The organism is Erwinia magellanica (assembly GCF_039023495.1).
Classification (GTDB): domain Bacteria; phylum Pseudomonadota; class Gammaproteobacteria; order Enterobacterales; family Enterobacteriaceae; genus Erwinia.
The window spans coordinates 195298-221969 of record NZ_JBCHVC010000002.1 but is presented as its reverse complement, the minus strand read 5'-3'; the positions used below and the strand labels follow the sequence as shown (position 1 = coordinate 221969).

Below are 26672 nucleotides of genomic sequence, written 5' to 3'. Positions count from 1 at the left end.
TGCGCTGCTGCTGATCGCACAACCAGCCCGCAGTCAACCCCAGCCTTCAGTCAGTCGCGGAAGTTTTTAAACTGGAAAGGCTGGCCCAAATCACCGCCGCGCACCAGCGCCATTGCGCCCTGCAAATCATCGCGTGATTTACCCGTTACCCGGATCTCATCGCCCTGGATCTGCGTCTGCACTTTCATTTTGCTCTCTTTGATAAGCTTAATCAGCTTCTTCGCTACGTCAGCGGGAATGCCTTTTTTCATTTTGGCTTCCACGCTCCAGGTCTTGCCGCTGTGCTCAATCTCTTCCGGGATCTCCAGCGCTGCGCCTTCAATGCCACGCTTAAGCAGTTTTTCACGCAGAATATCTACCAGCTGCTTGACCTGAAAATCAGATTCGCTGAGCACTTTGATCGACTCATTGTTTTCAATCAGCTCGTAGCTGGCCGTTACGTTACGGAAATCGAAGCGCGTGGCCAGTTCACGGTTGGCATTTTCTACCGCATTTCGAACTTCCTGCATGTCAATTTCTGAAACGATATCGAAAGATGGCATGATGTATTCTCCTGATCGTAAAGTGACATGCATAATACCCACTTAGGCCCGGTAAAAAAACCATCGTTGATGAAAGCTATAATAAGAATATTGGACTGCGGGTTTCCAATAAAAGTCGGCAGCCTGGTTGAACTCACGCAACCCGTAAGCGGGGAGGATGAATGAAAATTACCGTATTGGGATGCGGAGCATTAGGGCAAATCTGGTTAGCCGCTCTCGAGGCTCAGGGACACGAGGTCCAGGGGTGGTTGCGTGTCCCCCAGCCCTATTGCTCGGTAAACGTCATCGACCTGAGTGGCACCGTTATTAATAAGACCTGCATTGCCAACGATCCGAAATTTCTCGCCGAAAGCGATCTGCTGCTTGTGACGCTGAAAGCCTGGCAGGTGTCAGAAGCCGTCAGAAACTTGCAGGGTATGATGCGCGATGAGTGTCCGGTCCTGCTGCTGCACAACGGAATGGGCACCCTGGATGAGCTAAAATCGCTTCCTCAACCTTTTCTCAGGGGCATCACCACCCATGCCGCCAAACGTGATGGCACGGTTATCGTGCATGTTGCAGCAGGCATCACCCATATTGGCCCCACCTCCCCTGCTGCGGCTGCCCTTAGCGATTTTGCCGAGGTGCTTCAGCACGCGTTACCGGATGTGGCCTGGCATAATAATGTGGCCTCTGCGGCATGGCAGAAACTGGCGGTGAACTGCGTGATTAACCCGCTAACCGTCCTGTACGACTGTCCCAACGGCGAGCTGCTGAACCATCTACCGGAAGTGACCGCTTTGTGCAGTGAACTGGCAATGGTGATGGAACGGGAAGGCCAGCATACTTCACTTGAGGCGCTACTGGACTATGTGCTGGATGTGATCAACAGCACCGCCGCTAACACCTCTTCCATGTTGCAGGATATTCGCTCCGAACGCAGGACAGAGATTGATTACATCACGGGCTACGTGATCCGCCGCGCACGGGCACAGGGTCTGGCGACGCCTGAAAACAGCCGGCTTTACGAAATGATTAAGCGAAAGGAACAAGATTATGAGCGAGAACGTATCGGTACTGGTTTGCCTGGCACCTGGCAGTGAAGAGACGGAGGCCGTCACCACTATCGATCTGTTGGTACGCGCAGGAATAGAAGTTACAACCGCCAGCGTCACTGACGATGGCAGCCGCGAGATCCGCTGCTCACGCGGCGTAAGGCTTCTGGCAGATGCGCCATTAGTTGCCGTAGCCGATAATGATTTTGCCGCTATCGTGTTGCCGGGTGGTCTGAAAGGCGCAGAAGCCTTCCGGGATAGCCCCTTACTGGTTGAAACTGTACGTCAGTTCCATCTTTCTGGAAGAATTGTTGCGGCGATTTGCGCCGCCCCTGGCACCGTACTCATCCCGCACAATCTGTTTCCCGTAGGAAACATGACCGGTTTTCCCGGCCTGAAAGAGACTATTCCCGCAGAAAAATGGATGGATAAACGTGTGGTATGGGACCCGCGTGTAAATTTGCTGACCAGCCAGGCACCCGGCACCTCTGTCGACTTTGCGCTGAAGCTGATAGATCTGATCCTGGGTAAGGATAAAGCGCATGAGGTGGCCAAAGAGCTGGTACTGGCAGCGGGAATTTATGATTACCGGGAGTGGATTGAATAGACTGGAACATTTGGGCCGTTTTCTCGCCTTTGTGAGCGCGCATAAACAGGATATGTTGTCAGGGCCACTAACAAGGCACCACTGACAATTAAAAGGTTTGCACAAGAAATTGTGCAAACCTTCTCAGGCTAGGGGCGGTAAACTTTGACGTTTTTAAAGCCCTGCTCGTGCAGATAGAGCGCCTGCAACCGGCTCATTACGCCACGATCGCAGTAGAGCAGCCAGGTCTTGCTCTGGTCCAGGTTGCCAAACTGCGTGCTGAGTTTATAGAACGGCAGCCCTTTGACCTCCACACCTTCGAGATCAAGCGGACGATCGTCCTGCTCATCTGGCGAACGGATATCCAGCACCACATCATTCTCAGCGAAAGAGACCACCGTCTCTACTTCCACCACTTCCTGCTCGGTTTCTTCCGCAATCTGTCGAATATCAACGTTAGTGGCTTCAGTTATCACCTGGTCCAGAATAGCGAAATCGAAGTTCTGCTCTTCCGCTTCAATTTTCGCTTTCACCGCTTTCACGGTCGGGCTTTTTGAAATCACGCCGCAATATTCCGGCATGGTGCGGGCAAAATCTTCCGTGCCGATATGGCGCGCCAGATTAATGATGTGCTCTTTATCATGGGAAATCAGCGGACGCAGGATCAGCGTATCGCTGGCGTTATCGATCAGCCGCAGATTGGTCAGCGTCTGGCTGGAGACCTGCCCCAGCGCTTCACCGGTAACCAGCGCCTGTACGTCGTAACGCTCGGCAATTCTGGAGGCGGCACGCACCATCATCCGCTTCAGCACCACGCCCATCTGGCCGTCTTCCACCTTCTCCAGGATCTCGCCGACTACCGGCTCGAAATTGATCGCCACAAAACGTACTTTGTGCGAGCGGCCAAAACGGTTCCAGAGATAGTGCGCGACCTGACGCACGCCAATTTCATGCGCTGCGCCGCCCAGGTTAAAGAAGCAGTAGTGCACGCGGCAGCCACGACGCATCAGCATATAACTGGAAACGCCGGAGTCAAAGCCGCCGGAAATCAGCGAGAGCACATCTTCCTGCGTGCCAATCGGGAAACCGCCAATGCCTTCATAGCGTCCGGTAACCAGAATCAGACGATCGTCTTCAATCTCCAGATTCACCGTGACCTGCGGATGGTTAAGCTTCACCTGGGCGCTTTCAACGTGCTGGTTTAACCCGCCGCCCACATAACGCTCAACGTCCTGAGAGCTGAAATCATGCTTTCCACGACGCTTCACGCGTACGGAGAAGGTTTTCCCTGCAATACGATCGCGGTTCAGCTCCAGCGTCTGCTCAAAAATATTGTGCATATCCGTGTAGACGCGATCTTCCACCGCCAGCACGTGATGAATGCCGGGGATGCGCTGAAGCTCGTCGACAATCACGGCTCGCTTGCTTTCATCCTTTGAACGCACTTCGATATGATCCCAATGACGTACTACGGCCAGCGTTTCGTCGCTATACTTGAGGACATTACGGATGTTCGTCGTCAGGATTTTGATAAAGCGCAGGCGAACGCTCTGGCTTTTGATAGTAATTTCGGGGAATAACTTAATGATAAACTTCATGGCGGCATGGGTTCGTTGAGCAATTAAGTGCTGAAATGAAGCGCACTTAGCTGGTAAAATCATCGTATTGCAAAGCAGCCTTCGCCCCTTTACATCCAGGGCTGGAGTGTATCACATCTGTCCGGTGACTGCTTCTTCATCCGTTAGCAGCATCATTATTTTGCTAATCATTTCGAGTCGGCTACCATGAGCGACTACATGGTAAAAACCGACTGAGCAGAAAGCCATTATGCCAAAAAAAGCCGAACCGCCAGCCAGCTTCGAAACCTCCCTTGCGCAGCTGGAGCAGATTGTTTCCCGTCTTGAAAGTGGCGACCTGCCGCTGGAAGAGGCGCTCAATGAATTTGAACGCGGCGTGCAGCTGGCACGCGCAGGCCAGCAGAAATTGCAGGCTGCGGAACAGCGCGTGCAGATCCTGTTAAGCGACGATAAAGAAGCTGACCTACAGCCCTTCACGCCGGAAAATGATTAATGGATTTTAGCGCCCTTCTTACCGCCCACCATGCGCGGGTAAACCAGGCTATACAACGCTTTATCGCGCCGCTGCCGTTTCAGAATTCCCCGCTGGTAGAAGCGATGGAATATGGGGCATTATTAGGGGGTAAACGCCTGCGTCCTTTCCTGGTATACGCCACCGGCGAAATGCTCCATGCTGATAACGAGGCGCTGGATGCCCCAGCGGCGGCGGTGGAATGTATTCACGCCTATTCACTGATCCATGACGATCTGCCCGCAATGGATGATGACAGCCTGCGCCGCGGCCAGCCGACCTGCCATATTAAATTTGGTGAGGATACGGCTATTTTAGCTGGCGATGCGTTACAAACGCTGGCTTTCTCTATACTGGCTGATACACCCATGCCGGGCGTAAGCGCTGAATACCGCGTGGCGATGATTTCTGAACTGGCGCAGGCCAGCGGCGTGGCGGGCATGTGCGGCGGCCAGGCGCTTGATCTTGCGGCGGAAGGCCAGCAGGTTAACCTTGCGGCGCTGGAACAGATCCACCGTCATAAAACGGGGGCATTAATTCGCTCCGCCGTGCGCCTTGGTGCGCTGGCAGCGGGTGAACGCGGCCGTGAAGCATTACCTGCGCTGGATCGCTATGCGAATGCAATAGGTTTGGCGTTTCAGGTACAGGACGATATTCTTGACGTGGTAGGCGATACCGCCATCCTCGGCAAACGGCAGGGAGCCGATCAGGATTTAGGCAAGAGCACCTACCCGGCCCTGATGGGACTTGAGAGTGCGCGGGCCAAAGCGTGGGACCTCTATCAGGAGTCACTCAGCGCATTAGATACACTTGCAGCGCAATCCTTTACTACAACATCATTACAAGCGCTTGCAAGTTACATAATTGAACGCAATAAATAACTTTCACAATGAGTCTCTGATGAGTTTTGATACTGCAAAATATCCGACGCTGGCGCTTGCCAGCACGGTAAAAGAATTACGTTCGCTTCCCAAAGAGAGCCTGCCGACACTTTGTGATGAACTACGCCAGTATTTACTCGACAGCGTAAGCCGCTCCAGCGGCCACTTTGCCTCCGGGCTGGGCGTGGTGGAACTCACCGTCGCGCTGCATTATGTCTATAACACGCCGTTTGATCATCTGGTGTGGGATGTGGGCCATCAGGCCTATCCTCATAAGATCCTGACCGGACGTCGCGACCGCATTGGTACCATTCGCCAGAAAAATGGGCTGCACCCATTCCCGTGGCGCGATGAGAGCGAGTTTGATGTGCTGAATGTCGGGCACTCCTCCACCTCAATCAGCGCCGGTCTGGGCATGGCGGTTGCCGCAGATAAAGAAGGTAAAGGTCGCCGTACCGCCTGTGTGATTGGCGATGGCGCGATCACTGCCGGTATGGCGTTTGAGGCCATGAACCACGCCGGTGATATCAAATCCGATCTGCTGGTGGTGCTGAACGACAATGAAATGTCGATTTCCGAAAACGTCGGCGCGCTGAATAATCGCCTGGCGCAGATCCTGTCGGGCAAAACCTATTCGCGCCTGCGTGAAGGGGGCAAGAAAGTGCTCGGTGGTCTGCCTCCTATCAAAGAGCTGGTGAAAAGAACGGAAGAGCACCTGAAAGGGATGGTGGTTCCCGGCACGCTGTTTGAAGAGCTTGGCTTTAACTATATCGGCCCGGTTGATGGCCATGATGTGCTCGCTCTGGTGCATACGCTGAAAAATATGCGCGACCTGAAGGGGCCGCAGTTCCTGCATATCATGACCAAAAAGGGCAAAGGCTACGCTCCGGCTGAAAAGGATCCCATTGCCTGGCACGCCGTTCCTAAATTTGATGCTGCCAGCGGCCTGCTGCCGAAAGCCATTGAGGGTCTGCCGAGCTACTCCAAAGTGTTTGGTCAGTGGCTGAGCGAAACGGCGAAAGATGACGCTAAGCTGATGGCGGTCACGCCCGCTATGCGCGAAGGTTCAGGCATGGTGAGCTTCTCTCGCGACTATCCGGCACAATATTTTGACGTGGCGATTGCCGAGCAGCATGCGGTGACGTTTGCCGCAGGTCTGGCAATTGGCGGCTATAAGCCTGTGGTTGCCATCTACTCCACCTTCCTGCAACGCGCCTACGATCAGTTGATCCACGATGTGGCTATCCAGAAGCTGCCGGTACTGTTCGCTATCGACCGTGGCGGCATTGTTGGCGCTGACGGGCAGACGCATCAGGGCGCTTTTGATATCTCCTTCCTGCGCTGCATCCCCAATATGGTGATCATGACGCCAAGCGATGAGAACGAGTGTCGTCAGATGCTCTATACCGGCTATCACTACTCGCAGGGGCCAAGCGCGGTGCGCTACCCTCGCGGAACAGGAACCGGAGCAGAACTGAAGCCGCTCTCCTCGCTGCCGTTGGGTAAAGGGGTGGTGAAACGTGAAGGTGAGAAGCTGGCGATCCTGAACTTCGGCACTCTGCTGCCAGAAGCGGCGGCAGTGGCCGACTCCCTTAACGCCACGCTGGTTGATATGCGATTTGTGAAACCGCTGGACGAGGCGCTGATTGTCGAGCTGGCTGCCAGCCACGAAGCTTTGATTACTTTGGAAGAGGGTGCCATCAAAGGCGGCGCGGGCAGCGGTGTTATCGAATCATTGATGGCGAAGCGGGTGCTGGTTCCGGTACTGAATATCGGTCTGCCCGATGAGTTTATTCCGCAGGGCACTCAGGATGAGATCCGCCATGATTATCAGCTGGATGCTGAAGGAATCGAACAGCAAATCAGCCGCTGGCTGGCGCAGTAATACCGCACAATGCTCCCCGTCCGGGGAGCTTTTCTCCTGCTATGCTTAATTCTCTTAACCGGCTGGAAAGCCGTTAACCGACTGGCAGGAGCGCTTATGAAGACCACTCAACTGGGAACCACGGATCTTACCGTTTCCCGCCTTTGCCTCGGCTGTATGACGTTCGGTGAGCCAGATCGTGGCCGTCACGCCTGGACCTTACCCGAAGAGAGTAGTCGCCCGCTGATAAAGCAGGCGCTGGAAGCTGGCATCAACTTTTTTGATACGGCTAACAGCTACTCCGACGGCAGCAGCGAAGAGATCGTTGGCCGCGCGCTGAAAGAGTTCGCCCGCCGCGATGAAATTGTCGTCGCCACCAAAGTCTATTTCCCGATGAGCAATCTTTCCGGCGGCCTGTCACGCGCCAACATTATGCAGTCCATCGATGACAGCCTGGGCCGTCTGGGCATGGATCATGTTGATCTGCTGCAAATTCACCGCTGGGATTACAACACGCCGCTGGAAGAGACGCTGGAAGCGCTGCATGACGTGGTGAAGTCTGGCAAGGCGCGTTACATCGGCGCCTCATCTATGTTCGCCTGGCAGTTCGCTAAAGCGCTCTATACCGCGGATAAACATGGCTGGACGCGCTTTGTCAGCATGCAGGATCAGTACAACCTGATCCAGCGTGAAGAGGAGCGTGAGATGCACCCGCTGTGTCAGGCTGAAAATATCGCCGTCCTGCCGTGGAGCCCGCTGGCGCGCGGCCGTCTGACGCGTCCATGGGGTGAAACCACTGCGCGTTCCGTTTCAGATGAGTTTGGCAGCACGCTGTATGACAAAACGGAAGAGAATGATGGCGCAATAGCGGCACGCGTGGCTGCTATTGCAGAAGATAAAGGCGTCAGCCGGGCGCAGATTGCCCTCGCCTGGATGCTGGCAAAACCGGCCGTTACCGCGCCAATTATTGGCGCATCGCGGGCTGAACAGCTGAACGACCTGGTAAAAGCCACGGAAGTTACGCTGACTCAGGAAGAGATTATCGAACTGGAGAGCGCCTACCAGCCGCATGCAGTGGTGGGATTTGAATAGCTGAAGAGTGCTTTTTGCATAAAAAAGGGCGACCTGCGTCGCCCTGATTATCGCTTCCCGCCTGGCAGATAAAGCCCGATATAAATTCTGCGAAGCGGCATGCAAGCGGCTACCACGCCATATGATGCCCGACATAGTAGAGAATGCCGGCTGAAAGGATACCGGCAATAATATCATCCACCATGATCCCCATGCCACCATGCACGTTGCGGTCAAACCAGCGGATTGGCCACGGCTTCCACATATCCAGAATACGGAAGATAACAAACCCGGCCAGCACCCACTGCCAGCTGTTTACCGGGATTGCCATCAGCGTTATCCACATGCCGATAAATTCGTCCCAGACGATGCTGCCATGATCGTGTACGCCCATATCCTTTGCGGTACGATGGCAGAGATAGACGCCAATACAGATACCGAACATCACCAGCAGCGAGTAAATATCCTGCGGCAAAAAGGTCATCAGGTACCAGAAAGGAATAGCCGCCAGCGATCCCATCGTTCCCGGCACATAAGGGCTTAACCCGCTGCCAAAACCCGTTGCCAGCAGATGCCAGGGATTGCTCATTTTCAGGCGACTTTTCGCCACGTCTTTATTTCGCGTCAAAATGATCAAATCCTTTCAGGCTGTTCTCCACGGGCTTGCCGTCCTGCAACAGTACCAGCCCTTCCGACTGGGGTGCCATCTGGCCGATGCAGGTAAACGGCACGCCGTAATGACCCAGCGCCACATCCAGCGCGCCGCGATTAATTTCCGGCACCGTGAAGCAGAGTTCATAGTCTTCACCACCGCTCAGCGCCCATTTCAGCGCCTGCTCTGGCGCAAAATTGAGTTTCATCACTTCTGAAAGCGGGAGCGCATCCAGATTCAGCCGTGCCCCGCAGTCGCTCGCCTTAAGGATATGGCTCAGGTCTGAGATCAGCCCGTCAGAGAGATCGATCGCCGCGCTGGCGAGATCGCGCAGCGCCTGGCCCTGCAAAATACGCGGCATCGGACGCAGATGACGTTTGATTAACATCTCATGGGCCACAGGGTCGTTAATCTTCATGTGGTGCTGTAACAGAGCTAATCCGGCAGCGCTGTCGCCGAGCGTACCGGTGACGTATATCCAGTCGCCGGGACGGGCGCCAGAGCGCTTCAGCGCCCTGCCCTGCGGCACCAGACCGTGGATGCCAAGCGTCAGGCTGAGCGGCCCGCGCGTGGTATCCCCCCCGATCAGCTGCATATCGTAGTAGTCCAGCAGCTCAAACAGGCTGTCGCTGAATGCCTTCAGCCAGGTTTCATCCACCGTGGGAAGCGTAATTGCCAGCGTCAGCCACGCCGGATCGGCGCCCATGGCTGCCAGGTCGCTGAGATTTACCGCCAGTGCTTTATAGCCGAGATCGGCAGGATGGATATCACGAAGGAAATGAACGCCTTCCACCAGCGTGTCGGTGCTGATAGCCAGGGTCTGTTTTTCAGAGAGCGCCAGTAGTGCGCAGTCGTCGCCGATGCCCTTTTCCACATCGCGACGGGAGCTGGTCACACGATCAAAATAGCGTGTGATAAGTTCAAATTCGCCACATGCCATACTATGCATTCCGGGTTTGAAAAATAAAGAAGGCCGGGAAAACCGGCCTGGGAGGATTACTTCTTGTTGGGGCGGATATAGGGAGCGGCTTTATCCAGCACGCCGTTGACAAACTTATGGCTGTCTTCGGCACCAAATATTTTCGCCAGCTCGATGCCCTCATTGATGGCCACCTTGTAGGGAACATCGGCACGCTTGCTCAGTTCATATAAAGAAATGCGCAGAATAGCCCTTTCTACCTGGCCCAGCTCTTCCAGCTGACGGGACAGGTAAGGCTTCATCAGGCCGTCGAGATACGCGCTGTTGGTTGCAACGCCGCCCAGCAGCTCGCGGAAATAGCTGATATCGACGTCCTTGACGTCTTGCTCCGCCAGAAACTGGTATTCGACATCAGCGATGTCGTTTTTAGACAACTGCCAGGAGTAAAGCGCCTGGACAGCACATTCACGGGCGCGGCGACGAGCAGCAGGTTTCACGAAATTCCCCTTAAAATCAGGCTTTGATGGCTTTCAATACGTTAATCATTTCAAGTGCGGTCAGGGCAGCTTCTGCGCCTTTGTTTCCCGCTTTGGTACCGGCACGTTCGATGGCCTGTTCGATGTTTTCTGTCGTCAGGACACCAAATGCAACGGGGATATCGCTGTTCATAGCGACACTGGCCAGGCCAGAGCTGGCTTCGCCAGCCACATATTCGAAGTGGGCAGTGCCGCCACGAATAACGGTTCCCAGAGCGACAACGGCATCATACTTACCGGCTTTCGCCAGCGCACGAGCGGTCATTGGCATTTCATAAGCGCCCGGTACCCAAACCACGGTGATGTTTTCATCTTTCACCTGGCCGATGCGTTTTAACGCATCCAGGGCACCGCTCAGCAGGCTGTCGTTGATAAAGTTGTTGAAGCGCGCAATGACAATGGCAACGCGCGCATCAGGAGTAGCAACAGCAGCTTCAATAACGTTCATAATCTTCCTTTCAGGGTTCAGTTATGGCCCCGCAGGGGGGCGGATTCTATCATACTCTTTCCGGGTCTGCTCCGCTTTTAAGCAGCCCCTTGCTTCACGCCGCGCATTGCCGTCAGGCTGCATCCTCCCGGCATGAAGGAGAAAAAATTAAACTTTAAGCGTCAGGCGTAAATCTGGCCCAACCTGACGAATATCGCTGAAGGTGAAAGCTGGCGCTTCAGCAAGTTGTGCTATGCCGGGTAAATGGCACAAACCGCGCGCCGCATCGCCCAGCAATTTTGGCGCAAGATAGAGGATCAGTTCATCAACCACGCCCGCCGCCAGCAGCGCGCCGGCAAGCGTTGCCCCCGCTTCAACCCAGACGCTGTTAATCTGCCTGCGTCCCAGCAGCATCATCAGTGAGACCAGATCCGCCTGGCCCTTATGCCGGGGAACAGTAAACTGCTCGACATTCTCTGGCCACTTCAGGCTGTCGGCCTGCTGACGAGCCAGCCAGGTCGCGCCAGGCTGTGAAATCAAACGGTGAGCCGGAGTCACCTGATTATGGCTGTCGATAATCACCCGTACCGGCTGACGCAACGCCTCCTGGGCATACGCCGCCTGGGTATCCGCATCAAGTTCCTGCCAGCGTACGGTAAGAGAAGGATCGTCCGCCAGCACGGTAGCGCTACTGCTCAAAATAGCGGAACTTTGCGCCCGCAGCCGCTGCACATCGCGGCGCGCTTCAGGCGACGTGATCCACTGGCTCTCTCCACTGGCCATTGCCGTGCGGCCATCCAGAGAGGCGCCCATTTTCAGCTGCACCCAGGGGAAACCGGTGCGCATCCGTTTTAAAAAACCCCGGTTGAGCGCTTCCGCTTCCTGCATCATCAACCCGTGGCTGACTTCAATCCCAGCCTGCTGCAAACGGTACAGGCCGCGCCCGGCGACTTCAGGATTAGGGTCCTGCATGGCTGCCACGACACGGCTTACGCCGGCGGCAATTAATGCATCGCAGCAGGGCGGCGTGCGGCCATGATGGCTGCAAGGCTCAAGGGTGACGTAGGCCGTGGCGCCTTTCGCCTTTTCGCCCGCCATACGCAGAGCATGGACTTCAGCGTGCGGTTCGCCTGCACGGAAATGATAGCCTTCCCCCACCATTTTCCCGTCGCGGACAATGACGCAGCCGACTTCAGGGTTTGGCGTAGTGGTAAAGCGCCCACGTCGCGCAAGCTCAAGCGCACGCGCCATCCAGATTTCATCAACCATGATTTAGTCCTGTAAACGGGCGATCTCTTCGCCAAACTCACGAATATCTTCAAAGCTGCGGTAAACCGATGCAAAGCGGATGTAGGCGACTTTATCCAGTTTTTTCAGCTCATCCATCACCAGATTGCCGATCATCTTGCTGGGAACTTCACGCTCGCCCGTCGAGCGAAGCTGACTTTTGATATGGCTGATAGCCGTTTCCACATCATCTGAACTAACCGGACGCTTCTCCAGCGCCTTCATCAGTCCGCGACAAAGTTTGTCTTCGTTAAAGGGTTCCCGGACATCATTGCTTTTCACCACCCTGGGCATTACCAGCTCAGCCACTTCAAAAGTGGTAAAGCGCTCGTGGCAGACCAGACACTGGCGACGACGGCGCACCGAAGTTCCCTCCCCGACCAGGCGGGAGTCGATGACTTTGGTATCCACGGCAGAACAGAACGGGCAATGCATGATGCTTCCTGATAAGTCTGGAAATTGATTCACAGTGTAGCGCGAAGTGGCGGGCAACAAAATATCGCGTTGCCCATTTGGCCGCCTTTGTGGCTTTTCCCCCTCTGGCGTGATTAAACCGGGTTCGTAACGGTAAAAATCGACTTAAGCGCTATAATCAGGAGGCACTTAAGCGAAATTTTTTCTTTAAACAAGGATTAACCGGAGGATATATGGGTTTGTTTAACTTTGTGAAAGAAGCGGGCGAAAAGCTGTGGGACTCTGTGACCGGTGGCGATGGCGATGACCAGAGTAAAAAGCTGAAAGAGTACATCGATAAGCTGGGCCTGCCGGGCAGCGATAAGGTTGATGTCAACGTGAAAGATGGCAAAGCCAGCATCAGCGGCGACGCTATCTCACAAGAGCTGAAAGAAAAAATCCTGGTCGCGGCGGGTAACGTTGCCGGTATCACTGCGGTGGAAGATAACGTTAACGTGCAGCAGGCGGCAACAGAAGCGAAGTTCTATACCGTGAAGAAAGGCGATACGCTCAGCGCGATTTCCAAAGAAGTGTATGGCGATGCAGGCAAGTACAACAAAATATTTGAAGCTAACAAGCCTATGCTCACCCATCCGGACAAAATTTATCCGGGGCAGACACTGCGCATTCCTGAGTAAAATGCGGGCAAGGAGCTGCATCAGATATGGCAATTAAAGTGAAGATGAAACCGCTGTGGGCCATGGTGGCTGTGATGCTGGCAGGCTGTACGGCTCCGGCACAGCAGCCTGAGCTGAACAAACTGCATAATCAGGTAGGCAAGCTCAACAGCGAAATGCGTCAGCTGACGACGCAGGCGGCCAGCCTGGAACAGCAGAACATGCTGAACAGCGGCTCGGAAAACGGTGCCTGGCTGCTGCCTGCCACCAATACCGCCGTGCCCCTTAAGAGCCAGCTGGGCGAGGTTCGTCTTTCCCTGAGTCATGTTGAAAGTGAAGCTAACGGCACGCGGGCTGTCCTGCATATCCGTTCAGCTGCGGAGAACACCCTTCCCGCCTTCAGTTTCCAGGTGGAGTGGGGAGAAATGGATGCCACTACCGGTAAACCGCTTCAGGCAGCCAGCCAGAGCCAGGCAATCAGCATTGCTGACTCTCTGCTGCCACGCAGCGAAATTACCGTGCCTTTACGCCTCAGTAATATCAGCCCCGAGCAGTTGGGCTACCTCAGAGTGCATGACATTGTGGCAAAGAACGCGCCACCTGCCTCAGCACCATAAAAAAAGGGCCGCTTTCGCGGCCCTTTTTACACACTTTCACCATTAAGGCAGAATGGAAGGCTGATCTGCACCCTCTTTTTCCACTTTTTGCTGGATCATGTGTTCACGCTTCATCCCCAGTTTCAGCGCCAGCGCTGAAGCCACATAGATAGATGAAACCGTACCGATAGAGACACCGATAAGCATGGTCAGCGAGAAGCCTTCCAGCAGCGCGCCGCCAAAGATAAACAGCATCAGTACCACCACCAGCGTCGTGGCGGAGGTCATGATGGTTCGGCTCAGCGTCTGCGTCAGCGAAACGTTAACGATATCGTAAGGCGTACCGCGACGGATCTTGCGGAAGTTCTCACGGATACGATCCGAGACCACAATACTGTCATTCAGCGAGTAGCCGATAACCGACATCAGTGACGCCACAATGGTCAGATCGATCTCAATATGGAACAGAGAGAGAATGCCCATGGTGATGATTACATCGTGCGCCAGAGCCAGTACGGCCCCCAGCGCCAGTCGCCACTCAAAGCGGAAACCGACGTAGATCAGGATAGCAATCAGTGCCACCAGCAGCGCCATGCCGCCAGCCTGCGCCAGATCGCTCCCCACGCTTGGGCCGACAAACTCAATACGCTTGACCGTGGCGTTCTGCTGGCTGGTCTGGTTGATGATAGTCACCACCTTGTTACCCAGCTCCTGGCCCGCATTGCCCTCGTTAGGGGACATACGGACCAGCACGTCACGGCTGCTGCCGAAGTTCTGTACCTGAGGGTCCACGAAACCGGCCTTCTCCAGCGCACCGCGCAGGCTGTCCAGTTCCGCTGGTTTCTCCAGGGTGATTTCAATGACGGTACCGCCGGTGAAATCCAGACCCCAGTTAAACCCTTTTACGCCCATCACCAGAAAAGAGGCGATCAGAAACAGGCCAGAAAGAGTAAAAGCCAGTTTGTCCCAGCGCATAAAGTCATGAACTTTACGCCCGTAGTTTAGTTGTTCAACGCTATAGTCCTGTGCCACAACGCACTCCTCAGATAGACAGCTTGTTGATGCGTTTGCCGCCGTACAACAGGTTGACGATGGCACGGGTACCGACGATGGCGGTAAACATAGAAGTCACAACGCCAATAGCGGTTGTGATAGCAAAGCCTTTGATCGAACCGGTGCCTACCGCATAGAGAATGATTGCGGTAATCAGCGTGGTAACGTTGGCGTCGATAATACTGGAGAACGCGCCTTTATAGCCCTCATGGATAGCCTGCTGAACAGAACGTCCATTCTTCAGCTCCTCCTTGATACGTTCATTAATCAGTACGTTCGCATCCACCGCAACCGCAAGCGTCAGGACGATACCGGCAATGCCCGGCATGGTCAGCGTGGCGCCAGGCAGCAGCGACATGATGCCGACAATCATCACCAGGTTAGCCACCAGCGCCGTGGTCGCAATCACCCCGAACTTACGGTAGTAAACCACCATAAATACGATAGAGGCGATCAGTCCCCACAGGCAGGCTTCCAGACCCTGAGTAATGTTCTGCTGACCCATTGTTGGGCCAATTGTCCGCTCTTCCACAATCTGGATAGGGGCAATCAGCGCACCGGCACGCAGCAGCAGCGAGAGCTGGCGGGCTTCATTCGGGTTGTTGATACCGGTGATACGGAAGCTGTTACCCAGACGAGACTGGATATTTGCAACGTTTATCACCTCTTCCTGCTTCGCCAGGATCGCCCGGCCGTTGGCATCTTTCTTGCCGCTGTCTTTATATTCGACAAACAGCGTAGCCATCGGCTTACCGATATTATCCTTAGTGAAGTTGGACATGATGTTGCCACCCGCGCTGTCCAGCGAGATATTCACCTGTGCCTGGTTGTACTCATCCTGGCTCGACGTGGAGTCCGTGATGTGGTCACCCGTCAGGATCACTCGCTTGTACAAGGTGACAGGCTGGCCTTCACGGGTATTTTTCACTTCCGAATCACCAGGGACGCGACCATTAGCCGCCGCAGTAGGATCAACCGTAGTGTTCACCAGACGGAATTCCAGCGTGGCCGTTGCGCCCAGGATCTCTTTCGCACGGGCCGTATCCTGAATACCAGGCAGTTCAACCACAATGCGGTCTGAACCCTGGCGCTGAACCAGTGGTTCCGCAACGCCGAGTTGGTTAACGCGGTTACGCAGGATATTGATGTTCTGCTGAACCGCATATTCACGGGCTTCACGCAGACGCTCATCAGTCATTACCGCTCGCAGGGCCGTGCCGCCGGTGCCGTTAATGACCAGATCGCGATGGCGCCCTGACAGATAGCTGACGGCATCATCGCGCGCTGCGGCATCACGGAAGCGAATTTCCATACCGTAGTTGTCGGTTTTGCGAACGTTAGTATAAGGAATGTTTTTGTCACGCAGATCGCTTCTGAGGTTGTCGATGTTCTGCTCCTGGAGTTTACCCAGAGCGGTATCCATATCGACTTCCATCAGGAAGTGTACGCCGCCACGCAAATCAAGACCGAGTTTCATCGGCTCTGCGGCCAGCATGCTCAGCCAGCCAGGGGTGGCCGGGGCAAGGTTAAGCGCCACGACGTAATCTTCGCCGAGCACTTTTGTTATGGCATCACGGGCGCGTAATTGCACGTCACCGTTAGCAAAGCGCGCCATAATAGCGCCATTTTCCAGGGCAATTGATTTGCTCTGAATATTCTCTTGTTTCAAGGCATTTTGGATCTGAACCAGCGTCTGCTCACTGGCGGCGCTTCCGCGCGCGCCAGTGATCTGAACAGCCGGATCCTCACCATAAAGGTTGGGAAGCGCGTACAGCAGACCGACGAGTAACACGACGATCAGCATGATGTACTTCCACAAAGGATAACGGTTTAACACGGCAGTTCCCTTAGGGAAAACAAAAAATTAAAGCGCCTTCATCGTACCTTTCGGCAGAACGGCAGCCACGAAATCACGTTTAACCACAACTTCCGTTGTGTCGTTCAGCGCGATAGCTACGTAGCCAGTTTCAGCCACTTTAGTGACGCGACCTACCAGGCCACCCGTGGTCAGCACTTCATCACCTTTGGAAATGGAATCCATCAGTTTTTTGTGCTCTTTAGCGCGTTTCTGCTGTGGACGCAGGATCATGAAGTAGAAAATCAGACCAAAAACCACCAGCATAATGACCAGTGAATAGGGGCTTCCCTGAGATGGCGCCGCTGCTGCCACTGCGTCAGAAATGAACAAGCTCATTAAATTTCCCTCATTGTTTAATTATCAGACGTTTAACGGCGGTACCGCCTTGCCCGTCCGCTCATAGAATTCCGTCACAAACTGCTCTAATTTACCTTCTTCGATAGCCTGGCGTAAACCGGCCATCAGTCGCTGGTAATAGCGCAGATTATGAATCGTGTTCAGACGTGCACCCAGTATTTCGTTACAACGGTCGAGATGATGCAAGTAAGCACGGCTGTAATTGCGACAGGTGTAGCAATCACACTCCGCATCCAGCGTTGCGGTGTCATCTTTATACTTCGCGTTGCGGATTTTCACGACGCCGTCCGTGACAAAAAGATGGCCGTTACGGGCGTTACGGGTTGGCATCACGCAGTCAAACATATCGATGCCGCGACGCACCCCTTCAACCAGATCCTGTGGTTTCCCCACGCCCATCAGGTAACGCGGTTTGTCCTCCGGGATCTGCGGGCAGACGTGCTCCAGAATACGGTGCATATCTTCTTTCGGCTCGCCGACCGCCAGGCCGCCCACAGCGTAACCATCAAAGCCAATCTCTACCAGTCCTTTTACCGAGACATCTCGTAAATCTTCGTAAACCCCACCCTGGATAATGCCGAAAAGCGCATTTTTATTCTCAAGGGAATCAAAGCGATCGCGGCTACGCTGCGCCCAGCGCAGCGACATCTCCATCGAGCGTTTGGCGTAATCCCAGTCCGCCGGGTAAGGCGTACATTCGTCGAAGATCATCACGATATCGGAACCCAGGTCATACTGGATCTCCATCGATTTTTCCGGGTCCAGGAAGATCGCATCGCCGTTGATCGGGTTGCGGAAGTGAACGCCCGCTTCGGTGATCTTACGGATATCGCCCAGGCTGAACACCTGGAAGCCGCCGGAGTCAGTCAGGATGGGGCCTTTCCAGTTCATAAAATCATGCAGGTCGCCATGCAGCTTCATGATCTCCTGGCCCGGACGCAGCCAGAGATGGAAGGTGTTGCCCAGAATGATCTGCGCGCCGGTATCGATAACTTCTTCCGGCGTCATGCCCTTCACGGTGCCATAGGTGCCCACAGGCATAAACGCAGGCGTTTCAACCACGCCGCGATCGAAGATCAGGCGGCCGCGACGTGCGCGCCCATCAGTAGTGTCTAATTCGAACTTCACAATGCCTCCACCAGAGAAACAGTCTGATGATTAATTAAAAGTGGCGCATCATAACAACCATGTAAGCCGCTACACAAGCCAGCCCGCGAGTTTAGCGTTTGTCATACTTTGCAGATTTCTGCCTTTATGTGTCACAGTTCTGGCACAAATTCGGCACACCTATTAAGTCAGCGTGAAATCATCATCAAAGTCATTCTCTCTGCCCTTTAGTCTTTCCAGAGAGAGAAGATACTGAAGCCCTGCACGTAATGATGTGGGCCGCTCGAATTCCAGCCAGAAGCAATCGGAGAACGTCCGGCCAAACCAGAACCCTCCTCCGCTCTCCTTGCTCCGCTGGAAGAATACCCACTTGCCTTCGATGAAGTGATCAAGCACCTCGCCGCGATACACGACCGAGTAATTATTGTCCTTGCCGCCCATAGGCCACCATCCATTTTTACTGTTTTTATATACAGTAGTTGTGTTCGGCGTGGGCTGGCAAGAGTATTTTTTAGCATAGGCACATGATCCTTTGCCTGCGGAACATGTGACCAGTTATTCAATCTGAATTTTGAGAATTTAAACTTTGCTAGTTAACAACCATTTTATAAAAGTCGTATTTTTTTCCTAAATATTCACTACCTTCATATGGTAAATGCCCTTTATCCCTGTAGAAAAAAACGCCATTTTCTGAAGCTTCGCATTTGCCATGATGACAAGTAAAATTAGGCATCCAAATGACTTTAGACTGCAATGATATTTCTTTCATTGTTTCATAAACCCTGCGTTGAACGTCTGGCATCTGCTTTGCATCGAAGTTACATCGTGAGAGACTCGCATTGAGTAACGATGATTTTTTGAGGCAATAGCCAATGTCATTCCCTTTAAATTTAATAGGAGGTGCAATCACAACCGGGATTCGTCCAATACTTTTTATTTCATCAATTGTTTTATAGAATAATCTAAGGAACTCTTTTGAGCCTGGATTAACTATCTTACCATCACGTTGAAGTATATATCCATTGTTCACAAGCCCCTCAAATGGAGAAGCAAGCACTACGTATTTAATTGATGGGGTGCGTTTTAGATATTCAAATACTTTATCATTCCCTTCAATGCATTCTCTTGCACCATAGATAAGTTTTGCATAGGAAGCACCGATGACAGGTGCGCATTGCGATACAGTTGCCTGCACCATTTTGACATCTGGCTTGGAGGCCTTGATAACATTTGCCATTTGCATGCCATATGAGTCACCCCAAACTAATATTTCAGGCTCTTTAGATGTCATACAATTTTTGGAGGTTAGGAAAGTTTTCTCACATTTTTCTGAAATTCCATAGTTTCCACGCATTCGATTATTGATATCGATGTAGCGAGGATTACCCTCGAACCTATTTAAATAACTCGTTTGAATTCCTAAAATAGAAATAATAATAAGCCCTAAAGAATAAAACGCTGACAGTTTAAATACCCGCCTTTTTGAGATGAAGGTTTTGTTTCTAAACGGTGACTCTACATACCTCCAGCTTAAGTATGCTATAGCAACTGTTATTACAAGCGATAAAGATATTATCCAAGGAGATGGCTCAGTGACGTACTTGTGCCTGAGCAAAGATAGAACTGGCTGATGCCAAAGATAAAGGCTGTAGCTAATTACTCCGATAAAAACTACTGGCTTTAAAGCAAGAATCTTTCCTGGTAGATTTTCTACTGAGCAAAAAATTATCACTAACAATGTGCCCATTACTGGAATTAATGCGTAGCGCCCAGGGAATGGCGTTGACTGGTCAATGTAAAATAATGATATTGATATTAATGCTAAACCTAAAAACCCACCAACAGAAGATATTATTTTGTTCTGGTGGATAGCTGATCCACCCTTAAAATAAAAAGATGCTAACGCACCAACGAGTAACTCCCAACTCCTTGATGCTATGCTATAAAAGGAATGAGTAGGGTTTGTTATTGATCCAATATCTGAATAACAAAAACTGACCACAGCAAGAATTGCAATAATAATAGTTGCGAGAGATTTTATTTTCTTTAATACAAACATCAAAAACAGCGGGAAAATAAGATAGAATTGTTCCTCGACAGATAAGCTCCAGGTGTGTAAAAGCGGCTTCAATTCTACGTTGGGTGCAAAATATCCAATTTCTGAAGAGAAAAAGTAATTTGATACAAACATGCAAACTGCAAGAATACTCTTCCAAAAGCTTTTAATGTCATCTGGAAGAAGATAGTAATACGAAATGGGTATTATTGCTATAATCATAAAGAGCAAGGCTGGTAAAATCCTCCTGGCTCTTCTTTCATAAAATCCTGATATAGTAAATTTATCTTTTGAGATATCACTTATGATGTTAGTTGTAATTAAATATCCACTTATAACAAAGAAGATATCAACCCCTATAAAACCAGCCGTGATAAATGGTACCCCTGCATGATATAGAACCACAGAAACTACCGCAAGGGCCCTCAGCCCATCTATTTCGGGGCGATAACGCAAATTGACTCCTCCATGTTTAGTAACTATCAAGTGGATTGATTATAGTGATTTTTCATCTGTTTTGAAACAGAGTGTTTACTTAAGGATATGGGAGTAACGCCTTTGGGAATGGAAGCACTCGGCCAAGCCGAGTGCTTTAAGAACTACGAGGACGGCTGTTCTGGCCATGTTAGATCTGGTGCTGCCGAAGTGTCGATCCTGCTAAGATTCACGCGATATTTTTTCCAGGATGTCAGTAGTGATTTCTCATCATCTGTAGCCATACCTAAATCTACTGCGTCTTCTAAGGGGGCAATTTTATAGTCTGCAATGCTTCTTAAGCGAGACTTTTCGTAATCAGCAGTTTCAATTAAGCTTTTTGGGTTGGGATCTGGTTCATCTGCCCATACAGGCAAGCCATCATTCCCTGTTGCTCTGCATTTTCCCTGCGGAACCAGACCAGAAAACTCAGTATAAATCTCATTGCTTACTGAAACCGCATCTTCCGGCCATTCGGGATATAGCTCCTTTATTGAATTTAAAAGAAATGCGTTTTGTGATGGGCTATAAGAAACTTCACTTTCAAAATCATTACTCATCATTAATACCCTATGGCTAATACAGCTGCTGTTCCGCCGCCAGTAGTAGGCGTTGATGAACCTCCAGCGAACACGCGCATATTACCTCCATTTTTTGTAACATTGTTGAAGGAATAAAAGTTAGCTGCTGTCCCACCATTATAACATCCAAAAACGCCCACCCCTCCATTTGGAAATTGAAGGGGGAATGTAAATGGCGTGTCAACTACTGTTGTACTTGGAGTGATGCCAAATATTTGCACTATCATCCCATTGGGGAATCTGTAGTAATTATTTCCGCTACCAACAGAAAAAAACGACATATCTGGTATTTGGTTTACGCCGTTTCCTACATTTTTTTTGGAAGCAGTTCCAAGCTTTAATGCTGTAAGCATTGCTTCCACAGCTTTCAACAATTGTGAATTATCCCCTTTATCCGGGGTTAGGCCCGCCGATTCAATAAGATTGCAAATCTCTTCCTGAACAGAATCAAAAAAGTCCGCATCGAGAGCTGTTGCAAGTTCCCCTGTCTGTGGATTTCCGCCAGTAAACCCATTCTTGCCTGCGCCAAATTTATCCACCTGCGCGGTAGAGGTATCAATACGATGCATGATTACTCCAGATATCTGAAAATTACATAAGTGTGAGAAGGAGCCAGCTTGGAAATAACGCATTCTGCGACCGTATCACCCCAGGTTCGCAAACTGTCAGTGCTGTTGCTGATTGCGGTCATTGGCTTAATTTGTGCCGATACTGGGATATTTACCTGCCAGTAATAGCGCCAGTCATCGGAATAAAGTGAGTCGATACAATCGGACAGGCATGTGAACTGGCTTTTGTTGTAACGTGTTATGGTCACATCTGTGTAACCAAGCGCTTTGAGTTGTGCCAGATAAAATGCTTCGTTGATGCCGCCAGCAAGGTTGAGTTTTGCATCCAGGCGCTGGCGACGTTGCTGGAGCGTCTGAACGCCAGGTGGTGCGCAGCTGTCTGGCAGCCCGGTAATGGTTTCGTAGCGGTCTATCAGCTCAGTCACCGAACGCGGATCAATTTCTTTCATCAGCGCATCGCCACGGCCGTGAACTGATGCCAGCGAAGGGGCGGAACCTGTTAACAGAAGTTCATCCACATCCCATGCCGGTCCACGCGGCAGCAGAGCGCCAAGCATTTGCCGGTATTGTGCTGTTAAGTCCATGAGATAGTCCCCACCACGCCGACCTCACCCTTCGCAACCGGCGTGTCTGTTGCCGGGCTGACCAGAGTGTGGCTGTATTCGCCAGTCGCGATACTGATTGCCTCACTGATGCGGGAGGGCTTGAGCACGCCTTCAGGCACGCCGTCACGCAACATCATTGATCGCAGTTCAGCCTCAACGGCATAGCGCACCTCTTCAGTGTCGGGATTAAGACGGATTTCAAAATCGACCAGATGCGGCGTCGGAGCAAAGACGTAAATATCCGCCCCGGCTACGGGTGCCAGCGGCTCGATGTAAGCCTGAACGGCGGCTACCGTAGCCGCATCAGGGATGGGGTTAACAAGATCGCTGTTCGCCACCATGACTCCAACCGTTCCGCGCCCGCTCCAGTGCCGGTACGTCCATGCGCGGGTAATACCCGGCACCTCTTTCGCCCATACTTCATAATCGCCGTCTGCGCCCCCCTGAGGCGTCCAGTACCAGCGCTCAATCACGCGCGCACGCCACAGCTCCAGATCTTCCACATCGGCACCGCCCTTAATACTATCGGCAGCACCAGTGGAAGTAAGCCCTGTAACCGGACTCACAAGGCGCATGGCCAGTCCGTCATCAGTATTACCCGTGTTGCCGGTTGCATCACAGATAACAGGCACCCGAAGCACGCCACCAGCGGATACCGCTGCGTCAGTCGTGGTGAATGAAATCAGATCATCGCGCTGGATAGTTACGCCGGCAGGAATAATAATGCCGTCCGTTGCCAAATCCCAGCGCGTATAACCGGCAGCATAGGTAGCCGCTTTACGCGGAGCGCGCTTCATGTTGGCATGACGCGTCAGCCAGTCCTCATCAGCCAGATCCGGCAACAGGTTGCGGGCCAGATAATCGATATACCCGTAAACGGTATGAACCGCCGCCGCCTGCACTCGCCCGTATACCTCAGCGTCATTGCGTCGCAACGCAGCCAGCGTGGTATCGGCAGCCAGGCGGGTGAGAATGTCGTTTCGGATGGTGGTGATTAACTGGGGGAGTGTCGGGCGGGTAAATCCACTGTCAGCCATTGAGTTCACTCCATAAATCGTCAAATGAGTATGCCGTCCGGTTACCGTCTTTCTGACTGATAACCACGGACGCGCTCAGCGTGTTGATCCCGGTTCGTTCAGCCTTAACATCAACCCGCACAGCCACGCCATCTTCAACCAGCCATTGCAGCGCCTGGGTGATATATTCACGGGCTTTCAGCGGCGTTTTATTGGTGAGTTTCTGACGGCTCAGCAGGTACAGGCGGGAACCAATGCGGTCGTTCTGTACGGTCGGGAAGCTGTCGCCCCACCAGCCGTTATCCTGTTCCGGGTTATCGTCCGGTTCGGCCCGGCGCCAGGAGAAAAGCGAAATAATAACAGCGCGGGTCAGCGGATCGGGCGGCCACGTCACATCACGCTGCACGCCGTTACTCACAATTATCATGACGCCCCCATTTTCTGCGCAGGCGCATCAGTAGTGCCGCCGCCATCGCCGTTCTCTTTATGATTATGCGCATCAAATACGTCTCGCATCGCCGTCATCGTGCTGGTTTTATCGCGGATCTCGCCATCAGGCACTTCGAGAAGTGGCGTGTTAAAGGTGGCTTTTTCCGTGGCATTCACTATCAGGTGCCTTGTGTTTACTTCTGCTGAGTTACCGCGCTTCAGAATGATGCTGTCACCCTCATCGGTGTAGACAGCCACTTCACCTGAAGCCAGCCCCTTAATGCGATACCGACGGTCAGAAACGACCAGCACCACGCCATGTGACCTGTCACCGTCAAAGTAAGCGGCCACGGCCTCCGCACCGGGAATGGGCACAGCGGTAAATCCATAGGGTTCCATATGCTCGATATCGCTTTTCCCCTCGCCGCCCGCCATTTCGATTTGCAGCATCTGGCATTTGGTCGCCGTATTCAGACCGCGAACCACGGCACGGGCCAGCAGGTTTGATATTCCACGGCTCATGCTCTGGAATGGGTTAGCCATCAGAAATCCACCTCTTCTTTCTTTTTCTTCCGCTTGCCGGGCTTTTCCGGTTCAGGCAGATAAGCGTCAGGCGGCCCGACGCGAATCTCCGTCACCGTGCCGTTTTCATCCTGCTGATAGGTCACTTCTGCAATCACCATCTGAATGTTGTTGAACCCCAGAATTGGATCAAAGACGATAACCTGCAGGTTAGGTCGCCACAGTGAACCGTCGCCCTGTCGCCAGCCCTGAACGGTGTACGTCGCTTCATTTGTGCGCGCGGCACGCTGCCTCATCTCAAACTCGCCACGCTCTCCGCATGTTGCTGTGGTGGCATTACCGGTCTGACGGATAATCATGGGGCGGTAACGGGTTACGCCACCGTCAATCGTTTTTGCGCGGATGGCGGTAGTGGTTGCCTCGCCAAAGTCGTCATCATTCCCGGTGCGCTGGCCGGACACCTGATAATCACTGAAGCGATCGCGAATGCTTTTTTCAGTATCACAGGTGAGGATGTTTTCACCCAATACCAGGGCGGTATGAGCCTGCTGGCTGCCGATGCCGCCGATAACCAGATTTCCCAGTTCATTGTCATAGGCCAGCGCCTGCTGAAGGCCGAGCATCTTGTTCAGCACGTCCATTACCGTTTCGCCCTGGTCAGCCTGAATCCCCTGAAGCACGCCGGACGTCCCGCCCGCATCGACTACGCTGATACTGAATGGCTTAGCCAGTTCAGCGGCTACCTGCGCCAGCGAGCGGCCTGCGTATTGCGATGGGGCCGCTGAACAGTCGATAAGGTCAGCCGTTTTGCTGCGACCGGAAATACCCACGCTGATGCTCTTTGCGTCATACCGGACAGGCGTTGCCTCAACATAGCCGGTCAGCACCTTATCGGTACCAATCAGCACCTCGACCAGGTCACCATTTTTAATGCGGTTGCTGCGGTTAGCCTGATCGGTGTCACCCGGCCAGTTGCGGGTAATCTCAACGGTGAAGTCACGGGCGATGCGCTCAATGCCTGCGGCTATTCGCACTGACGTCCAGCCGCCCCACTCCTGTCCGTTCACCCTGAGAATTACGGTGTTATTCATCTGACCGGTACCCTCAGCGTTTTGACTGGCACAAAGCCGGGATGCCGTATGCCGTTACGGGCGGTGATTTCAGAAGCCCGCGCCGCCGAATCATACCAGTCAGCAGCCAGCACCAGAGCCGGAGTAACCTGCACTGGCGTGCGATCGGTCAGACGTTCGACCTGCTCAAGCCGGGCAGAAATATCCCGGTTTACGTCCGTACGCACGGTAACCAGCGCCTGGAAAAGCACATCATCCGTCACGCGCTCCATTTCCTTATCAATGGCATCATTCAGGTTGTCCCGGACTACTGCAAGGTCGTCCCATGACACCACCGTACTGTTATCGGTAGAACTGGTAATGCCTGCTGAAATCGTAGTGCCTGTGCTGGCATTGCCCGTACCGGTGGAAGTGCTGCCTGAATTAACCGGCCTGATATCAGTGACGGCAGGATGAGCCACAACGATCGGCTGCTGAGAGTCCTGCTGACGGGTTACAGCGCGCGTGACTGGCTGTGGCAGACCAGTTACTGCATAGGCAGCCTCACTGATGGCGGTTGTTCTGACAGCCTGAGCCACATGGTTTCTCTGTGTGTTCTGCGACTGCGTGGTTTTACTGTCAGTTTTCCATACCCCGCGCGGAGCCAGACCACTGTCAAGCGTGACGCCGGTAAGCCCCTTAATCATCGACATCAGATCTGAAGCATTGCCGGATAACCTTGTGCCTGTACGCCACATAGTCTGCAGCCTGTTAACGAAGTTCATGCCACTTGATGGCGGACTAAGCAGTACAGACAGATCGCCCTGCATCAGGCGAGATGCTGCGCTGATACCAGAATCAATGTACTGAAATGCGTCGGTTACGTTGTCGAACATCACCGTCGCCTCATCCAGTACACCGCTTTGCAGGAAGTCTGGCAGCCCGTCCATACCGAACGCACCGAAGGCCGATGAAATAGCATCATCCAGGAATGAAACCGAGGAAGACAGTTTTTGCCCAGTAGCCAGCCCGGCGGTAGGAAATGACAGCTCACCAGATTCAATAAAGCTGAAGCTGATGCGGCACATTCGCCCTTCGCTCACCGAGTGGCTGACGCGCACGGCATCATCAACGGTTACGGTCATCTCACCGTAAAATGGATGAACCAGCGTGCAGGAGCCAGGCTTTTCTATTGCCTCGATCAGCCTGTTGCGCTGTTCAAAAAAATCATCGCCGATGACATATGCCTGCACACTGAAACGTCGTGTTGCCCGGCCTAAATCCTCGGCCCACGGTTTATCGCGGTTAGGATATTCATGTACCTGCACGCGGCGGCCAAAGGTGGCCTCATCTTCATCCACTTTGAAAGTAATTCCCCGAAGAGAGGCTTCCTGCAGATTATCTGACCAGCTCATGATTTACTCCAGGCATAAAAAAACCCGC

At 52.9% G+C, this 26672-nt stretch carries 30 protein-coding genes; 8 read left to right on the top strand and 22 right to left on the bottom strand.

What is annotated here, in order from left to right:
• Positions 1–50: 50 nt before the first annotated feature.
• Positions 51–542: a YajQ family cyclic di-GMP-binding protein gene (locus AAH450_RS08240; protein ID WP_318789910.1), complete on the bottom strand. Its 492-nt coding sequence runs from the start codon at positions 540–542 to the stop codon at positions 51–53.
• Between the two features lie 161 nt (positions 543–703).
• On the opposite strand from AAH450_RS08240, the gene panE reads away from it, so the two are divergent.
• Together panE and yajL are read left to right on the top strand one after the other, a co-directional pair.
• Positions 704–1624 carry a 2-dehydropantoate 2-reductase gene (gene panE, locus AAH450_RS08235; RefSeq protein ID WP_342909802.1) on the top strand — a complete coding sequence of 307 codons (921 nt, stop codon included), beginning with the start codon at positions 704–706 and terminating at the stop codon, positions 1622–1624.
• On the top strand, positions 1578–2183 hold the full coding sequence (yajL, locus tag AAH450_RS08230; protein WP_342909801.1) for a protein deglycase YajL: 606 nt from the start codon (positions 1578–1580) through the stop codon (positions 2181–2183). The genes panE and yajL overlap by 47 nt, the downstream gene beginning before the upstream one ends.
• Positions 2184–2311: 128 nt before the next feature.
• On the opposite strand, the gene thiI is transcribed toward yajL, so the two are convergent.
• Entirely contained in the window at positions 2312–3760 is a 1449-nt protein-coding gene (thiI, locus tag AAH450_RS08225; RefSeq protein ID WP_342909800.1) for a tRNA uracil 4-sulfurtransferase ThiI, read from the bottom strand.
• Between the two features lie 229 nt (positions 3761–3989).
• On the opposite strand from thiI, the gene xseB reads away from it, so the two are divergent.
• The 4 genes from xseB (at position 3990) to AAH450_RS08205 (ending at position 8087) form a co-directional block, all read left to right on the top strand.
• A complete protein-coding gene (gene xseB, locus AAH450_RS08220; protein ID WP_306207464.1) occupies positions 3990–4232 on the top strand; it encodes an exodeoxyribonuclease VII small subunit in 243 nt (80 codons plus the stop codon).
• Positions 4232–5131 (top strand): (2E,6E)-farnesyl diphosphate synthase, encoded by a 900-nt coding sequence (gene ispA / locus AAH450_RS08215; RefSeq protein WP_342909799.1) that lies wholly within the window; start codon positions 4232–4234, stop codon positions 5129–5131. The genes xseB and ispA overlap by 1 nt, the downstream gene beginning before the upstream one ends.
• Before the next feature lie 19 nt (positions 5132–5150).
• Entirely contained in the window at positions 5151–7016 is a 1866-nt protein-coding gene (gene dxs, locus AAH450_RS08210) for a 1-deoxy-D-xylulose-5-phosphate synthase (protein ID WP_342909798.1), read from the top strand.
• Between the two features lie 96 nt (positions 7017–7112).
• Entirely contained in the window at positions 7113–8087 is a 975-nt protein-coding gene (locus AAH450_RS08205; RefSeq protein WP_318789903.1) for an aldo/keto reductase, read from the top strand.
• A 109-nt stretch (positions 8088–8196) separates the two neighbouring features.
• Here the strand turns inward: AAH450_RS08205 and pgpA are convergent, their stop codons facing one another.
• The 6 genes from pgpA to nrdR form a co-directional block, all read right to left on the bottom strand.
• Positions 8197–8703: a phosphatidylglycerophosphatase A gene (gene pgpA, locus AAH450_RS08200; protein WP_318789902.1), complete on the bottom strand. Its 507-nt coding sequence runs from the start codon at positions 8701–8703 to the stop codon at positions 8197–8199.
• Positions 8681–9658, bottom strand: coding sequence for a thiamine-phosphate kinase (gene thiL / locus AAH450_RS08195; protein WP_342909797.1), 978 nt, complete (start codon positions 9656–9658; stop codon positions 8681–8683). Before thiL ends, pgpA begins: the two co-directional genes overlap by 23 nt.
• A 56-nt stretch (positions 9659–9714) precedes the next feature.
• A complete protein-coding gene (nusB, locus tag AAH450_RS08190; RefSeq protein WP_318789900.1) occupies positions 9715–10134 on the bottom strand; it encodes a transcription antitermination factor NusB in 420 nt (139 codons plus the stop codon).
• Positions 10135–10150: 16 nt separating this feature from the next.
• The gene (gene ribH, locus AAH450_RS08185) at positions 10151–10621 is read right to left on the bottom strand and encodes a 6,7-dimethyl-8-ribityllumazine synthase (protein ID WP_013201018.1); all 471 of its coding nucleotides are present in this window, start codon (positions 10619–10621) and stop codon (positions 10151–10153) included.
• Positions 10622–10768: 147 nt separating this feature from the next.
• The gene (gene ribD / locus AAH450_RS08180; RefSeq protein WP_342909796.1) at positions 10769–11869 is read right to left on the bottom strand and encodes a bifunctional diaminohydroxyphosphoribosylaminopyrimidine deaminase/5-amino-6-(5-phosphoribosylamino)uracil reductase RibD; all 1101 of its coding nucleotides are present in this window, start codon (positions 11867–11869) and stop codon (positions 10769–10771) included.
• A 3-nt stretch (positions 11870–11872) separates the two neighbouring features.
• Positions 11873–12322 (bottom strand): transcriptional regulator NrdR, encoded by a 450-nt coding sequence (gene nrdR, locus AAH450_RS08175; RefSeq protein WP_306207486.1) that lies wholly within the window; start codon positions 12320–12322, stop codon positions 11873–11875.
• Between the two features lie 212 nt (positions 12323–12534).
• Here nrdR and lysM point away from each other — a divergent pair, with 212 nt between their 5' ends.
• Positions 12535–12978, top strand: a complete 444-nt coding sequence (gene lysM / locus AAH450_RS08170; RefSeq protein WP_342909795.1) for a peptidoglycan-binding protein LysM — start codon at positions 12535–12537, stop codon at positions 12976–12978.
• A gap of 26 nt (positions 12979–13004) precedes the next feature.
• Positions 13005–13574, top strand: coding sequence for a SadB/YajI family lipoprotein (locus AAH450_RS08165; RefSeq protein ID WP_342909794.1), 570 nt, complete (start codon positions 13005–13007; stop codon positions 13572–13574).
• A gap of 42 nt (positions 13575–13616) precedes the next feature.
• Here the strand turns inward: AAH450_RS08165 and secF are convergent, their stop codons facing one another.
• The 14 genes from secF to AAH450_RS08095 form a co-directional block, all read right to left on the bottom strand.
• Positions 13617–14585 (bottom strand): protein translocase subunit SecF, encoded by a 969-nt coding sequence (secF, locus tag AAH450_RS08160; RefSeq protein ID WP_342909793.1) that lies wholly within the window; start codon positions 14583–14585, stop codon positions 13617–13619.
• 10 nt (positions 14586–14595) lie between these two features.
• Entirely contained in the window at positions 14596–16443 is a 1848-nt protein-coding gene (gene secD, locus AAH450_RS08155; protein ID WP_342909792.1) for a protein translocase subunit SecD, read from the bottom strand.
• A gap of 27 nt (positions 16444–16470) precedes the next feature.
• Positions 16471–16800 (bottom strand): preprotein translocase subunit YajC, encoded by a 330-nt coding sequence (gene yajC, locus AAH450_RS08150; RefSeq protein WP_306207496.1) that lies wholly within the window; start codon positions 16798–16800, stop codon positions 16471–16473.
• 24 nt (positions 16801–16824) lie between these two features.
• On the bottom strand, positions 16825–17949 hold the full coding sequence (tgt, locus tag AAH450_RS08145) for a tRNA guanosine(34) transglycosylase Tgt (RefSeq protein ID WP_318789893.1): 1125 nt from the start codon (positions 17947–17949) through the stop codon (positions 16825–16827).
• A 162-nt stretch (positions 17950–18111) separates the two neighbouring features.
• Positions 18112–18369, bottom strand: a complete 258-nt coding sequence (locus AAH450_RS08140) for a hypothetical protein (RefSeq protein WP_342909791.1) — start codon at positions 18367–18369, stop codon at positions 18112–18114.
• 148 nt (positions 18370–18517) lie between these two features.
• On the bottom strand, positions 18518–20440 hold the full coding sequence (locus AAH450_RS08135) for an acyltransferase family protein (RefSeq protein WP_342909790.1): 1923 nt from the start codon (positions 20438–20440) through the stop codon (positions 18518–18520).
• Between the two features lie 143 nt (positions 20441–20583).
• Positions 20584–21021 (bottom strand): tail fiber assembly protein, encoded by a 438-nt coding sequence (locus tag AAH450_RS08130; protein WP_342909789.1) that lies wholly within the window; start codon positions 21019–21021, stop codon positions 20584–20586.
• Positions 21021–21608: a gp53-like domain-containing protein gene (locus AAH450_RS08125; protein ID WP_342909788.1), complete on the bottom strand. Its 588-nt coding sequence runs from the start codon at positions 21606–21608 to the stop codon at positions 21021–21023. Before AAH450_RS08125 ends, AAH450_RS08130 begins: the two co-directional genes overlap by 1 nt.
• Positions 21609–21610: 2 nt before the next feature.
• Positions 21611–22192, bottom strand: coding sequence for a YmfQ family protein (locus AAH450_RS08120; protein ID WP_342909787.1), 582 nt, complete (start codon positions 22190–22192; stop codon positions 21611–21613).
• Positions 22183–23250, bottom strand: coding sequence for a baseplate J/gp47 family protein (locus AAH450_RS08115; RefSeq protein WP_342909786.1), 1068 nt, complete (start codon positions 23248–23250; stop codon positions 22183–22185). The genes AAH450_RS08120 and AAH450_RS08115 overlap by 10 nt, the downstream gene beginning before the upstream one ends.
• On the bottom strand, positions 23243–23656 hold the full coding sequence (locus tag AAH450_RS08110) for a phage GP46 family protein (RefSeq protein WP_342909785.1): 414 nt from the start codon (positions 23654–23656) through the stop codon (positions 23243–23245). Before AAH450_RS08110 ends, AAH450_RS08115 begins: the two co-directional genes overlap by 8 nt.
• Positions 23653–24201, bottom strand: a complete 549-nt coding sequence (locus AAH450_RS08105) for a phage baseplate assembly protein V (protein WP_342909784.1) — start codon at positions 24199–24201, stop codon at positions 23653–23655. Before AAH450_RS08105 ends, AAH450_RS08110 begins: the two co-directional genes overlap by 4 nt.
• Entirely contained in the window at positions 24201–25271 is a 1071-nt protein-coding gene (locus AAH450_RS08100; RefSeq protein ID WP_342909783.1) for a phage baseplate assembly protein, read from the bottom strand. Before AAH450_RS08100 ends, AAH450_RS08105 begins: the two co-directional genes overlap by 1 nt.
• Positions 25268–26644 carry a DNA circularization protein gene (locus AAH450_RS08095; protein ID WP_342909782.1) on the bottom strand — a complete coding sequence of 459 codons (1377 nt, stop codon included), beginning with the start codon at positions 26642–26644 and terminating at the stop codon, positions 25268–25270. Before AAH450_RS08095 ends, AAH450_RS08100 begins: the two co-directional genes overlap by 4 nt.
• Positions 26645–26672: the final 28 nt, after the last annotated feature.

Bases quoted from the DNA above. Each gene is read 5' to 3' on its own strand.
- AAH450_RS08240 (WP_318789910.1), bottom strand. From the start codon at position 542: ATGCCATCTTTCGATATCGTTTCAGAAATTGACATGCAGGAAGTTCGA.
- panE (WP_342909802.1), top strand. From the start codon at position 704: ATGAAAATTACCGTATTGGGATGCGGAGCATTAGGGCAAATCTGGTTA.
- yajL (WP_342909801.1), top strand. From the start codon at position 1,578: ATGAGCGAGAACGTATCGGTACTGGTTTGCCTGGCACCTGGCAGTGAA.
- thiI (WP_342909800.1), bottom strand. From the start codon at position 3,760: ATGAAGTTTATCATTAAGTTATTCCCCGAAATTACTATCAAAAGCCAG.
- xseB (WP_306207464.1), top strand. From the start codon at position 3,990: ATGCCAAAAAAAGCCGAACCGCCAGCCAGCTTCGAAACCTCCCTTGCG.
- ispA (WP_342909799.1), top strand. From the start codon at position 4,232: ATGGATTTTAGCGCCCTTCTTACCGCCCACCATGCGCGGGTAAACCAG.
- dxs (WP_342909798.1), top strand. From the start codon at position 5,151: ATGAGTTTTGATACTGCAAAATATCCGACGCTGGCGCTTGCCAGCACG.
- AAH450_RS08205 (WP_318789903.1), top strand. From the start codon at position 7,113: ATGAAGACCACTCAACTGGGAACCACGGATCTTACCGTTTCCCGCCTT.
- thiL (WP_342909797.1), bottom strand. From the start codon at position 9,658: ATGGCATGTGGCGAATTTGAACTTATCACACGCTATTTTGATCGTGTG.
- ribH (WP_013201018.1), bottom strand. From the start codon at position 10,621: ATGAACGTTATTGAAGCTGCTGTTGCTACTCCTGATGCGCGCGTTGCC.
- ribD (WP_342909796.1), bottom strand. From the start codon at position 11,869: ATGGTTGATGAAATCTGGATGGCGCGTGCGCTTGAGCTTGCGCGACGT.
- nrdR (WP_306207486.1), bottom strand. From the start codon at position 12,322: ATGCATTGCCCGTTCTGTTCTGCCGTGGATACCAAAGTCATCGACTCC.
- lysM (WP_342909795.1), top strand. From the start codon at position 12,535: ATGGGTTTGTTTAACTTTGTGAAAGAAGCGGGCGAAAAGCTGTGGGAC.
- AAH450_RS08165 (WP_342909794.1), top strand. From the start codon at position 13,005: ATGGCAATTAAAGTGAAGATGAAACCGCTGTGGGCCATGGTGGCTGTG.
- yajC (WP_306207496.1), bottom strand. From the start codon at position 16,800: ATGAGCTTGTTCATTTCTGACGCAGTGGCAGCAGCGGCGCCATCTCAG.
- AAH450_RS08140 (WP_342909791.1), bottom strand. From the start codon at position 18,369: ATGGGCGGCAAGGACAATAATTACTCGGTCGTGTATCGCGGCGAGGTG.
- AAH450_RS08130 (WP_342909789.1), bottom strand. From the start codon at position 21,021: ATGATGAGTAATGATTTTGAAAGTGAAGTTTCTTATAGCCCATCACAA.
- AAH450_RS08125 (WP_342909788.1), bottom strand. From the start codon at position 21,608: ATGCATCGTATTGATACCTCTACCGCGCAGGTGGATAAATTTGGCGCA.
- AAH450_RS08120 (WP_342909787.1), bottom strand. From the start codon at position 22,192: ATGGACTTAACAGCACAATACCGGCAAATGCTTGGCGCTCTGCTGCCG.
- AAH450_RS08115 (WP_342909786.1), bottom strand. From the start codon at position 23,250: ATGGCTGACAGTGGATTTACCCGCCCGACACTCCCCCAGTTAATCACC.
- AAH450_RS08110 (WP_342909785.1), bottom strand. From the start codon at position 23,656: ATGATAATTGTGAGTAACGGCGTGCAGCGTGATGTGACGTGGCCGCCC.
- AAH450_RS08105 (WP_342909784.1), bottom strand. From the start codon at position 24,201: ATGGCTAACCCATTCCAGAGCATGAGCCGTGGAATATCAAACCTGCTG.
- AAH450_RS08100 (WP_342909783.1), bottom strand. From the start codon at position 25,271: ATGAATAACACCGTAATTCTCAGGGTGAACGGACAGGAGTGGGGCGGC.
- AAH450_RS08095 (WP_342909782.1), bottom strand. From the start codon at position 26,644: ATGAGCTGGTCAGATAATCTGCAGGAAGCCTCTCTTCGGGGAATTACT.